This window comes from Stutzerimonas azotifigens, from assembly GCF_013522725.1.
Classification (GTDB): Bacteria; Pseudomonadota; Gammaproteobacteria; order Pseudomonadales; family Pseudomonadaceae; genus Stutzerimonas; species Stutzerimonas azotifigens_A.
The window spans coordinates 336,921-349,649 of record NZ_JAAMRF010000004.1 but is presented as its reverse complement, the minus strand read 5'-3'; the positions used below and the strand labels follow the sequence as shown (position 1 = coordinate 349,649).

Annotated in this window: 7 protein-coding genes; all 7 read right to left on the bottom strand. The window is 63.1% G+C overall.

The genetic code is table 11. The annotated features are described in order from the left end of the window. Positions 1 to 56: 56 nt before the first annotated feature. The 7 genes from G7026_RS10180 to G7026_RS10150 all read right to left on the bottom strand — a co-directional run bounded on the left by G7026_RS10180 (position 57) and on the right by G7026_RS10150 (position 12,703). A complete protein-coding gene (locus G7026_RS10180; protein WP_181070658.1) occupies positions 57 to 932 on the bottom strand; it encodes a DUF4123 domain-containing protein in 876 nt (291 codons plus the stop codon). Next, positions 925 to 2,967, bottom strand: a complete 2,043-nt coding sequence (locus G7026_RS10175; protein WP_181070657.1) for a type VI secretion system Vgr family protein — start codon at positions 2,965 to 2,967, stop codon at positions 925 to 927. The genes G7026_RS10180 and G7026_RS10175 overlap by 8 nt, the downstream gene beginning before the upstream one ends. A gap of 258 nt (positions 2,968 to 3,225) precedes the next feature. Beyond that, positions 3,226 to 3,744 carry an Hcp family type VI secretion system effector gene (locus G7026_RS10170; RefSeq protein ID WP_181070656.1) on the bottom strand — a complete coding sequence of 173 codons (519 nt, stop codon included), beginning with the start codon at positions 3,742 to 3,744 and terminating at the stop codon, positions 3,226 to 3,228. Between the two features lie 276 nt (positions 3,745 to 4,020). Beyond that, a complete protein-coding gene (selO, locus tag G7026_RS10165) occupies positions 4,021 to 5,475 on the bottom strand; it encodes a protein adenylyltransferase SelO (RefSeq protein ID WP_181070655.1) in 1,455 nt (484 codons plus the stop codon). A gap of 93 nt (positions 5,476 to 5,568) precedes the next feature. After that, positions 5,569 to 8,865 (bottom strand): mechanosensitive channel MscK, encoded by a 3,297-nt coding sequence (gene mscK / locus G7026_RS10160; protein WP_181070654.1) that lies wholly within the window; start codon positions 8,863 to 8,865, stop codon positions 5,569 to 5,571. 131 nt (positions 8,866 to 8,996) lie between these two features. Next, positions 8,997 to 10,742, bottom strand: a complete 1,746-nt coding sequence (locus G7026_RS10155; RefSeq protein WP_181070653.1) for a potassium/proton antiporter — start codon at positions 10,740 to 10,742, stop codon at positions 8,997 to 8,999. 158 nt (positions 10,743 to 10,900) lie between these two features. After that, positions 10,901 to 12,703 (bottom strand): acyl-CoA dehydrogenase, encoded by a 1,803-nt coding sequence (locus G7026_RS10150; protein ID WP_181070652.1) that lies wholly within the window; start codon positions 12,701 to 12,703, stop codon positions 10,901 to 10,903. Positions 12,704 to 12,729: the final 26 nt, after the last annotated feature.

Below are 12,729 nucleotides of genomic sequence, written 5' to 3'. Positions count from 1 at the left end.
ACATGAAGCCGCTTTGGCTGCCAGGTTGGCATTGTTGCGAGGTGGTGTCTGCGCTGTCATGAGGCCATTCCTTGTATCTCTGTGGCGCGCTGTTCTGCCAGATATGCCGCCTGCTCGACTCGCTCAACCGGAAGTCGTGGTGAAGATGCTTCGAGCAACTGAGTAATGTCCGAATGCTGTTTCAGAGCTGTTTTCCCAAGAAAGCCGAAGATGTTGGCGAACAGAAGAATTTCTCTTTGAGAGCAGAGGTTCAGTCGGTAGGCCGTATTAGCCAGCTCTTTTAGGTGCTGATAGCGCTCCAGACCATGTAGAGCTGCTTGGTAGTTAGGAAAAAATGTTCGTAGGTGCTCGTCCAGGGTCAGGATCGTCTGGCGGAAGCTAACGTCTTCGAGAGCGCTCATTTCTGAGTCGCTCAAGCGATAAGGGCGGCCTTGATCTCTATCGGGCTTTCTATTGGGGTTGTAGTGCACGTGCCAGTTCGCTTCGACGTTATCGGGCATGCAGGCATACTCGATAGGGCCAAAAAGCATGGGGTTGCCAATGGCGAAAAGCGCGTGAGCTACGGCCGGATCCGCCAAGCGCAGAATGAACGTTTGCTGCGCTTCTGTTTCGACTTTTAGAAGCCAGCGCAAATGCTGAGCGACTTCATCGAGCGTTGTGCTGGCGAAGATCAGGTAACCCCACTCTTGGTCGGCCTTGGCAAGGAACGCCTGCATGAAGGGATCGCTCGGGCCTTCAATGGTAACCAGGCAGGGAGAGATATCGGTGAGCCCGCTCAGTTCCGTTCCTAAGTACAAAGGCTCGAAGTTTGGGTGCTCCGACCATTGATACAGTTTCTGTGGAAGCCTCTCTACGCTTACTCCATCGAGTAGCAAATAGCAGTTGCTATGCCAGGGCAGCTCATGAGGCAACGAATGCTGGAGTTCAGGCATTTCCAGGTCTCGCTTTAGCTGCTGCCTCGCAGATGGCGCACAACGGTTTCTTCTGCAGCAGCGCCTGCCGCTGAGCAGGCACCAGCAGCTTGCCCGCCCGGTCCGCATCCGCCGCCTTCACCTCTCCCGGCAATACCGGCGCCGCGCCTGACCCTTTCCCCGGGCTTCCTCCCGAGTTCATCTTGATCACCGGGCCGACCAAGGTGATGCCGCTGGCGTCGAGTTTGATGAAGCTGGCGGCGGCTTTGAAGGTGAGTTCGCTGCCCGCTTCGAGGACGACTTTCAGGCCGCTGGAGAGGTGAATCTCATTGCCCGCCTCGACGAACTGCCCTGTACCGATCTTCACGTGCTGGCTGTCGCCGACGGTGAGGTGGTCGTTGGCTTTCACTTCGGTTTTGCGGTCGGCGTGGGTGGTGCGGTGTTCTTCGGCTTTGAATTCGCTGTAGCTGTTGGCCTCGACGGTGTCGTGGCGTTCGTGGCCGACGCGGATCTTCTGGTCGTGCTCGATGTTCTCGTCCCAGTCGCGCTGGGCGTGGACGTAGATCTGTTCGGCGCCTTTGCGGTCTTCGATGCGCAGTTCGTTGTACCCGCCCCCGCCCGGTGAACTCAGGGTCTTGAAGACGCTGCGGGTCTTGTTGGCCGGCAGGTCATACGGGACGACATGTTCCTTGTGGTACAGGCAGCCGGTGACCAGGGGCTGATCGGGGTCGCCTTCGAGGAAGGTGACCAGGACTTCCATGCCGACACGGGGGATGGCGATGCCGCCGTAGCGATCACCCGCCCAGCTCGAGGAGACGCGCAGCCAGCAGCTGGTCTTGTCGTCGGCCTGTCCTTCGCGGTCCCAGTGGAACTGGACCTTCACCCGGCCATATGCGTCGCAGTGGATCTCTTCACCGGCCGGGCCGGTGACCACGGCGGTCTGGCTGCCGAACACCTTGGGCTTGGGATGGTTCAGGGCCGGGCGGTAGGGGATGTCCCAGGGCGTGGCGGTGAAGTGGTTGCGATAGCCCTGGGTGAAGCCATCACGGAACTGCTCATCGCTCGTCACCGACTCCTCCAGCACCTGCGGCTGTTTGCCTTCGTGGAGGATTTCGTTCAGCAGCCACAGCTGGTTCCAGTCGCCGCGCGGGTGTTCGGTCAGCGTGAGGAAGTGGCCGGTGACCAGCTGGGGATGGTCGCTTTCGCCTTCGGCCAGCTCGAAGTCGCTGCGGTGGCGCTCCAGGGCGCGCTGGGACAGGTGCTTGCCGCGGGTGCGGTCGGTGAAGCGGCCGGGGTAGTCATAGTCTTCCAGGTCCGGCTGGAACTCGCTCTGGAAGGCGCCTTCCATGGTCAGGCGCGGTTTCTCGAAGTCATAGTCGCGGCGGGTGACGCGGCTGGTGCGGGTCTCGATCCGCAGGCCGAAGCGCTTGACCACCGGCTGGTCCGCCACTAAACCCGAATCCTGCTGATACGCCACCGGCGCAAGCTTGGGAAAGCCCGTCTGGTCATCACCGAACACCAGCACATGGCCCGAGGCGCTGTGCTGGAAGTGGTAGTGAATACCTTCTTCCTCGCACAGGCGCTGGATGAAGTGCAGGTCGGTCTCGTCGTACTGCACGCAGTAGTCGCGCTCGGGATAGACCGAACCGAGCCCGAAGCGGAAGGCGTTGGCCTGGATGCCATGCTCCTCGAGCACCTGGGCGATGATCTTCTCCACCGTCAGGTGCTGGAAGATACGCTGGTTGGTGCGGTGGGCGAGGTAGGCCAGCTGCGGGCGCAGGGTGATGTGGTAGCGGGTCAGGCGCTTGCCGGAGTCGCCCTGGGCGACGCGGTAGATCAGGCCATGGATGCCGTTGCCGGCCGGCGAGAGGGCGAGGAAGGCCGGCTGGTGGAGCAGGCTTTCCAGATCGAGGTCAGGGCGTTCACTGACCAGTTCGAGCTCGAAGGCGAAGGGTTGCGAGAGGGCTTCTCGCCCCTTGAACTCAAGCACCTGCAGGTCGTGCGCGATGCCTTCGATGGCGAGACTGAAATGGGTGTCGTTGGCCGGGTTGAACATTCCCTGTCCCTCTGTAACCAGTCCATGGCAACGGGTCGGTGGTGGCCCGCAAGGCGGCATCGCATGGTTGCCATGCCTGTCGTAGAGCGGATCGGCATCAAGCCAAGCCGCCAAAAAATCTGGTGTCCATTTTCGCCTGTTTGGCGATATGGTCATGTGAAACACTGCGGTGTTTGCCGAACGCGTCGGCCAAAAACACATCGGCCAGGTAACCCTGGCCGATGTTTGCTACCTGTGGCCGCAAGGCCCGATCGCGGCTTAGGCCGAGATCGGGGTGCGCCAGTCGTCGGAGCCGGAAGTGCCGGAGACTTCGTGGGTCCAGACGATCTTGCGGTAGGTGAAGTAGACGTCTTCAAGATGGGTGAAGTGGGACATGTTCGGGTCCTGGCAGTTCGGCATGCGCGACTGCACGTCGACGATCACGGCGTCTTCCAGTTCGATGGTGTAGTAGTGCTCCTGGGTACCGGTGGAGGAGGTGCGGTACCACTCCAGACGGCACTTGGACAGACGCTCGCCGGAGGTCAGGGCGTTGAAGATCAGCGGCGACGACTTGTCGAAAACCTTGGTGATCATCAGCGGCTTGTGGACGCGCTGGCCGGTGGGCTGGCCGGACTGCGGGTCGCGCGGGATGATGACCTGGTGGTTGAATGCCTGAACCAGGATCTGGTCTTCGTGTCCTTCCTGGAAAATGTTGCCTACCGAGTCCTCGGTGAAAGTACCGGCGGTGATCAGACCTTGCTTGGTGCCTTCGAGGGACATATACGCGGGTGTTGGCATGAGCGCTCTCCTTGCCTTGTTGAATGCCGGATGGCGAACAGGTCATTACAAGGGGCGTGCCACTCTAGTGAAACTCAATAAAATCAATAGGTTACGTTTTTGTGTGAGCAGCGCCGACGGGTGCTTGCGGAGTACGTCACATAAAGTTGCGCCATTTCTTGCGCACCTCTGTGCAACAACTGGCGCAATCGCGACGAAGGCACGCGGCACTAGGGCTTCAAGCTGTAATGCAAGATACCGGCGGTGCCCGGTGCGCAGGTTCTTGCGCAGCACGGCTCACGACGAGCAGCTGATTTCCAGGTGCTTGCCCCATTCCGGCGGCCGCTCGGCGTAGCGCTCCATGCCCGGTTGGTCATCGAAAGGGCGACTCAGGACCTGATGCAATTCGCGTACGGGTGTGAAGTCGCCCTGTTCGGCGGCCTCGATAGCCTGTTGGGCCAGGTAGTTGCGCAGGATGTAGCGCGGGTTGACCGCATGCATGCGCTCCTGACGCTCGTCCTGTGGGCCGTTGCCGGCCCGCTCCCGGTAAGCGGCGGCCCAGGCGTCGAAGCCGGCGAGGTCGAGAAAGTCTTCGCGCAACCTGCGCACGGACTGTTCGGCAGGGCTGTCGCCGAGCTCTCTGAAGAAGCGGGTGTAGTCCACCGAGCTGTCTTGCATCAGCTGCAACAGCCGCTGGATCAGCTCCTTGTCGTCGTCTCGCGCATCGATCAGTCCCAAGCGCTTGCGCATCAGATCTAGCCAGGCGGCTTCATAGAGGGGGAGGAACAGGTCCATGCTGGCGCGCAGGGCCTGGACTTCGACGAAAGGTGTCAGCGCCTGGGCCAGTGCGGCGAGGTTCCAGTGGGCGATGGGCACCTGGTTCTCGTAGGAGTAGCGACCGCCGTCGTCGGAGTGGTTGCAGATGAAATGGGCGTCGAAGTCGTCGAGGAAGGCATAGGGGCCGAAGTCGAACGTGATGCCGAGGATCGACATGTTGTCGGTGTTCATCACGCCGTGGCAGAAGCCGTAGGCTTGCCAGCGCGCAATCATCCCGGCGGTTCGTTCGAGCACTTCCCTGAAGAACGAGTGGTAGGGCTCCGGATGTTCCAGGCAGTCGGGGAAATGGCATTCGATCACATGGTCGAGCAGCTGCTTCAGGGCATCGTGCTGTTTGGTGTAGTAGAAGAATTCGAAGTTGCCGAAGCGCACGTGGCTCGGTGCCAGGCGCAGCAGCATGGCGCCGCGCTCCCGAGTCTCGCGGTAGACCGGTGTGCTCGAACTGGTCACGCAGAGCGCCCGCGAGCTGGGGATGCCCAGCGCATGCAGGTGTTCGCTGGCGAGAAATTCGCGGATCGAGGAGCGCAGCACCGCCCGGCCATCCCCCATGCGCGAGTAGGGGGTCTTGCCGGCGCCCTTGAGGTGCAGATCCCAGTGCTGACCGGCCTCGTTGCGCACTTCGCCCAGCAGCAGGCCACGGCCATCGCCCAGACGGGGGTTGTAACTGCCGAACTGATGGCCGGAATAGACCATCGCCCGCGGTTCGGCCTCCGACCAGAGTTTGTGGCCGGAGAACAGTTCGGCGAACAGAGGATCGTCGGCCTGGGATGAGTCCAGATCGAGCAGCGCCATCGCTGCCGTACTGGCGACGACCAACTGCGGGTCGGCCAGTGGCTGCGGCAGTACTTCGGTGGAGAACGTATCGCCGAGACGGGCGAAACGGTTATCGAAGGTCAGTTCGGCAAGGGTCTTCAACGGCGCGCTCCACGAAAAACCACGGCATTCTGGCATGCCCGGCGTCGAGCCGGGCGCTTTCGAAGTTGGAGGCCGTGTGGTTGGCAGCGTTCCTCAAGCCTGATCGCCGGCACGCGGTGCCGCCCGGTCGGGGTTTTCATCCGTGCCGATCGGCTGGCCAAGCTGCAGCTGCTTGCCGTCGACATTCTTGAGGAAGACATCCACTTGGCGGAAGGCGATGCTGATGCCGAGCCGGTTGAATTCCCGATCGATATAGCGGTTGATCTCGTCGGTGGCCGGGTTGCGGTCGCCCAGATCACGCACGTGGATGCGCAGCTCGTGATCCAGGGTGCTTTCGCCAAAGTTGAGGAAGAATACCAGCGGCTCCGGATCCTTGAGCACCCTTGGATTGTCCTGGGCTGCCTGGTGCAAGACTTTCTTCACCAGGTCCAGGTCCGAGCCGTAGGCGACGCCGACCTTGATGGTGACCCGGGTGACCGTGTCGCTCAGTGACCAGTTGATCAGCTGGCCGGTGATGAAGGTTTTGTTCGGGACGATGATGTCCTTGCGGTCGAAATCAGTGATGGTGGTCGCGCGGATACGGATTCGGCTGACCGTGCCGGACAGGTTGCCGATGGTCACCACGTCCCCGATGCGCACGGGCCGCTCGAACAGGATGATCAGACCGGAAATGAAGTTGGCGAAGATTTCCTGCAGACCGAAACCCAGGCCCACCGACAGCGCGGCAACCAGCCATTGCAGCTTGTCCCAGCTCACGCCGAGAGTCGACAGGGTGGAGACCAGGCCGATGCCGGCCAGGGCATAGGACAGCAGCGTCGTGGTCGCATAGGCGCTGCCCTGGGCCAGGCGCATGCGCGACAGCACCAGGACCTCCAGCAGGCCCGGCAGGTTGCCCGCCAGCACCACGGTGATACCGAGGATCACCAGTGCCCCGAGCAGATCGCTCAGGCTGATCTGCGACGAGGTGGCGGTGTCGCCGGTGCCACTGGTGAATTCGTAGAGGGTGACGTTATCCAGGTAGGAGATCACCGAGATCAGGTCCGACCAGACCCAGTAGAGGGCGATCAGGAACAGGCCGAACATTGCCAGCCGGGTCAGGCGCAGCGACTGCTGGTTGACCTGTTCGATGTCCATGCCGGTTTCCCTCGGGACATCGCCGAGTTCGCTCTTGTCCTCGCCCTGCGCCTGGCGGCTGGCCATTGCGCGCTGGTAGGCCAGGCGCCTGGCCGCGACCGTCAGAGCACGTATCAGGGTGGCCTCGAGGACGATCCAGATCATCAGCAGGTAGAGCGTGTCGATCAGGCGGTCGGTCAGTTTCAGCGCCGTGTAGTAATAACCGAACCCGACCGCGACCATCAGCACCAAGGGCAGGACGCTGAACAGCAGGCCGATGAGCATCCGCACCGGTGGCGCGTTCTCGCTCGATGGGCCCTTGAGCAGCAACTGCATCAGGCGCCAGCTCATCAGGCCGAAGCAGGTCATCACCACCACGATGCCGATAACGTCATCGGCGAGGGCCGCGGGCTGATGCTCGGCGATCGCCACCACTGCGACCAGTGCCATGACGATCAGGCCCAGACGGCGTACCTGGTTGCGCAGAAACGCGACCTGGGGCTTGGACCAGCGGAAGTGCGTCTCGGCGATGCGGCCGGGCGACAGCATGCGATACGCGGCATAGAACACCAGCCAGGCTTGCGCGACCTCGTATAGCGATGCGCCCAGGCTGTAGTTCTGGCCCCGGGCGTCCGTCTGCAGCACGTAGCCACAGAGCGCGAGGAACAGCGCGCCGGGCAGCGCCAGCAGCAGATTGAGCAGCAGCGCCAGCGGCGTGTGCAGCTGGCTGTCCTTGCGGAAGTGGCCAATGTCGCGCCCCATCGCGTCCAGCCTGTCTTCAATGGCCTGGCGGCGCCAGAGCAGCACAGCGATGAGCAGCAGCAAGGGCAGGAAGAACAGCGGCCGCTCGAGCAGGCCGGCGGCCAGTTCCGCCAGCACCGAGGTCCAGGGCATCGCGTTGATCTGGGCCTCGAGCAGGCGAGGCACGCTGTTGAACCAGGACAGGTCCAGCGGCTTGTTGCTCGGAATCCAGAACATCTGCTCATCGAGTGTGTCGCGCAGGGCCTGTGCCGTCTGCTGTAACTGGCGCTGGTTGAGCTGCAGCGTGATCGACTGGTTCAGCATCGCATTCAGTTCGCGATTGAGCCGGTCGAGCAGGGATGCGCGGGTGGTCATCAGGTCCAGCAGCGTCTTGCGCAGCTCCGGGGTCACGTCTTCAGGAGGCTGGTTCGCCAGCAGCTGCTCCACGTACTCCAGCGGGTCGGCACTGGCTTCGCGGCGTTTGTTCAGCTCGAACTGATAAAGCCGGATATCGGCGATCTCGTCGGCCAGATTATTGTCCATGCTGATCTGCGGAAGCGCCTGCTTCTGCTGGTAGAGGATCTTCGAGAGCAACAGGCTGCCTTCGAGCACGGTGATCTGTTCTTCGAGCGCCTGGTCGGCCTGATTGAGGTTGTCGAGCTGCTGGCGGGTTTGGAGGTTCTGCTGGGTCAGCTTGTTGTGCCGCTCGGTGGCACGCAGCAGGTAGTCCGAAAGCTTCAGGTTCTCCGCGCTTTCGGCGGCGACCAGCTTGTCGGAGCCGGCGAGCTGGGCCTTGCGCGAAAGTTCGGCGACAGTCTGCTCCGACTCCTCGCGGCGCTTGTCGTTGATCAGCGATTGCAGCGCCTCGGTTTCCTGCTCGGTGCGGGCGATGCGCTCGGCCAGCAGGTCGCGCTGGGCCTTGCCCAGGTCCTGCAGCAGGCTGTTGCCGCCCAGCTCCTCCCGGCGGAGCTCGATCAGCGCGTTGAGCGCGGCCAGTTCGGCCGTCAGCTGTTCACGGCGCTCGCCTGTGATGGGTTTGCCGGACTCTCGCCCCGGCTTGAGCAGGGCGTTGATTTCCTGGATGCGCGACTGGCTGGTACTGATTTCCGACTGCGCGCGCTCGGGGCGGGTCTGCGCACTGATGATCAGGCTGTTGGCACTGGCGAAGGCCTTCTGCATTTCGGCGAGCTGTTCGAGCAGCTCGGTCATCCGCTGTTCGATCGCCTGGGTGCTCTGCCTGGCGTAGCGCCCGGCGACATCGGTCGGCGGGGTGCTCTTGAGCTTGGTCAGCTCGCGCTGGGCATCGTTGATCTGCTTGGGCGCGCCTGCCAGCTGCTGCTTGAGGTCTGCCAGGCGCTCGGCGTTCGCGGCGGCCTGTTCGTTGAGCCGTTGGGCCTGTTCCGCCGCGCTTTGGGTCGGCTTCTGTTCGGCTTCGGCCTGGGCGGTAGAGGCCGAGTCGGGTGCGGCCTGGGCGGCGCTGAAGGGGAGGATGAGGGCGAAGAGGCTCGCCGTCAGGAATCTGTGCAAAGAGTGCATAGGTGCTTCGGCAGGATGAAAAGGCCGAAGTCTACCTACGCTTTAAATCGCTAGCGAGCCGCGTGGTGTCGAAGGCGTCGAACGGTCTTCGGCCCGTCTTGCAAAAGTGCGCGATGGGCCTCGTTCTCGCTCTAGAACATCAGGGTCGGGCCGGGTTTGCTGTCCTCGGGAAACTTCAGGCCGACCTTGCGCACCTCGCCGCCTTCCATCGTAGCGACCGTCCAGGTCAGCCCGTTCCAGTCGATGTGGTCGCCCACCACCGGCTGGCCACCCAGACGGCGGGTGAGGAAGGTGCCGATGGGCTGGCTACCATCGATGCCGTCGAGCTTGAGCCCATACAATGCGGCAATGGCGCCGAGTTCAGCCTCGCTTTCCAGGATGAAGTCACCGAAGAAGCGCATGTCCTGGCCGCGGATCGGGGCTTGGCTGAACAGCTTGCCCAGGGCGGGCAGGTCGGCTTCGTGACCGATCACGCAGAGGATGTCGTTGACCTGCAGGCGAGTACTGCCTGATGGATGCAACAGATCCTGTCCGCGGAAAAGCGCGGCGATGCGGGTGCCCGGCGGCATCTTCAACTCACGTAGGGCTGCGCCCACGCACCACTTGCTGGCACTCAGGCGGTACATGAACAGCTCCCACTGGCTGGTGGTATGCACCTGCAGGCCGGTGCGTGAGATCGGCAACGGCGAGGGCGGAACCTCGACTTTCGCCTTGCGCGCTGCCCAGCCGAGGGTCGTGCCCTGCAGCAGCAGCGAGACCAGCACGATGAAGAAGGCGACATTGAAGAACAGCTGTGCGTGATCGAGCCCTGCCATCAGCGGGAACACCGCAAGGATCACCGGCACCGCACCGCGGAGCCCGATCCAGGAAATGAACGCGCGTTCGCGCAGGTTGAAGCCGCGAAACGGCAGCAGGCCGATGAACACCGACAGCGGCCTGGCGAAGAAGATCATCCACAGCGACAGCAGCAGCGCCGGTACCGCAATGGGCAGCAGGTCGCTGGGCGTCAGCAGCAGGCCGAGCACGAGGAACATGCCGATCTGGCTGAGCCAGGCCAGGCCGTCGAACATGTGCAGGATGCCGTGGCGGTTGCGGATCGGCCGATTGCCCAGCAGCAGGCCGCAGACGTAAACCGCCAGGATGCCGCTGCCGCCCACCGCGCCGGACAGAGCGTAGATCATGATGCCGCCGCTGACTGCCAGCAGCGGATAGAGACCGTCGGCGACGTCCAGCCGGTTGATCAGCTTGAGCAGCAGCCAGCCGCCGGTCAGGCCCAGCACGATACCGATACCGAACTGCTGGAACAGACTGAGGAATACCGACCAGCTGAAGCTGGTGTGGCCCGAGGCGATCATGCCGATCAGGGTGACGGTGAGGAACATCGCCATCGGGTCGTTGCTGCCCGACTCGATCTCCAGGGTCGAGCCGACCCGTTCGTTCAACCCTTTACCGTTGAGCAGGTTAAACACGACGGCCGCGTCGGTGGAGCCAACGATGGCGCCAATCAAGAGTCCCTCGATCAGCTTGAGGTCGAACAGCCAGGCGGCGGCGAGGCCGGTCAGCCCCGCAGTGATGGCCACGCCTACGGTGGCGAGTGACATCGAGGGCCAGAGGGCGACGCGGAAGGTGGCCTTGCGGGTACGCATGCCGCCATCGAGCAGGATGATGGCCAGCGCCAGGTTACTGATGATGAAGGCCAGGTGGTAATCGTCGAAGACGATGCCGCCGACACCGTCGACCCCGGCGAGCATGCCCACGGCAAGGAAGATAACCAGAATCGGTACGCCCAGGCGGGTCGACAGCGAGCTCATCAGAATGCTTGCAGCAACCAACAGGGCACCGATAAAGAACAGGTGGTTGATGTTGCCGACGTCCAAATGAGCTCTCCAGGGCAAGCGCGCCCGGACGAATATGCAGGGCGCATGCCACGATTCTAACCTGATGATTTCAGAGGCTGTCAAAAAAGCGCCCCTCAGGGGAGGGGCGTTGGTCTGAACAGCAGGTACAGGCGGCCGGCAGGTATCGCCGGCAACGGTCAGAACCAGTTGTCCTGCATCTCGAGCGTGGTGGTGTCGCGTGCCTCGAGCAGATCGAGGTCGGGGTGACAGCCAGGGATTTCCCAGGTAAGGAAGAAGCGCGCGGCCTGTAGCTTACCCTTGTAGAAGGCCACGTCGGCCGGGTTGCCGCGCGCCAGTCCCTGTTCGGCATGGATTGCCTGTTCGAGCCAGCGCCAGCCGATCACCGTGTGGCCGAACACCTTGAGATAGAGCGCCGAGTTGGCCAGCGCGAGGTTGACTTTGCCGGCCACCAGATCGCCGAGCAAGCCCTGGCTGATCGGCACCAGTCGGGCCAGCAGCGCCTGTAGCGGCTCGCGTAGCGGCATGAGCGAGTCGTACGGGCGCGCCTGTTCGCAGGTCTGGCGGATCAGTGCGAGCAGATGGCGCAGGCCACGGCCGCCGTTCTGCGTCAGCTTGCGGCCAAGAAGGTCGAGCGACTGGATGCCGTGGGTGCCTTCGTGGATCGGGTTCAGGCGGTTGTCGCGGTAATACTGTTCGACCGGGTATTCGCGGGTGTAGCCGTGGCCGCCGAGCACCTGGATGGCCAGTTCGTTGGCCTTCAGGCAGAACTCCGAAGGCCAGGACTTGACGATCGGGGTCAGCAGGTCGAGCAGCTCGTGAGCGTTCTGCCGGGTTTCCTCGTCGTCCGCGGTGCGCTGGTCGTCGACCAGGCGCGCGGCGTACAGGCCCAGGTCGAAGGCGCCTTCGACGTAGGCCTTCTGTGTCAGCAGCATGCGCTTGACGTCGGTGTGCTCGATGATCGGCACCTGCGCCGAGCTCGGGTCCTTGCCGTCTGGCAGGCGGCCCTGTGGGCGTTCGCGGGCGTACTCGAGCGAATAGAGGTAGCCGGCGTAGCCGAGCATGATCGCACCCATGCCGACGCCGATGCGCGCGTCGTTCATCATCTGGAACATGTACGACAGGCCCTTGTGCGGCTCGCCCACCAGATAGCCGATGCATTCGCCGTGATCGCCGAAGTTGAGCGCCGTGGAGGTGGTGCCGCGCCAGCCCATCTTGTGGAACAGCCCGGCCAGCAGCACGTCGTTGCGTGGGCCGAGGCTGCCGTCATCGTTGACCAGGAACTTGGGCACGATGAACAGGCTAATGCCCTTCACCCCGGGCGGGGCGTCCGGCAGCTTGGCCAGCACCATGTGGACGATGTTTTCCGACAGCGGGTGATCGCCGCCGGAGATGAAGATCTTGTTGCCTTTGAGCCGGTAGGTGCCGTCGCCGGACGGCTCGGCGCGGGTGCGCAGGTCCGACAGCGAGGAGCCGGCATGCGGCTCGGTCAGCGCCATGGTGCCGAAGAACCGGCCCTCGAGCATCGGCTGCAGGAAGCGTTGCTTCTGCTCCTCGCTGCCGAACGCCTCGATCAGGTGCGAGGCGCCCATCGACAGCATGGCGTAGGACGAGGTGCCGACGTTGGCCGCCTGGAAGTGCGCGAAGCAGGCCCGTGCCAGCAGGTTCGGCAGCTGCATGCCGCCGTCCTCGAAGTCGCGCGAGGCATTGAGGAAGCCGGCCTCGATGAAGGCGTCGACCGCCGGCTTGACCTCGGGAATGAGGATGGCTTCGCCGTCCTTGTAGATCGGCTCGTTCTCGTCGGCCTTGCGGTTGTGCGGGGCGAAGAACTTCTCGGCGAGGCTGCGCGCGGTCGACAGCGCGGCATCGAAGGTCTCACGGTTGTGGTCGGCATAGCGCTGGCGCTGGGTCAGCGCCTCGGCATCCAGCACTTCGTAGAGTTCGAACGCCAGGTTGCGCGAGCTGAGCAGGGTCTCGGACATTGGGGACACCTCGGGTTTCTTGTGCG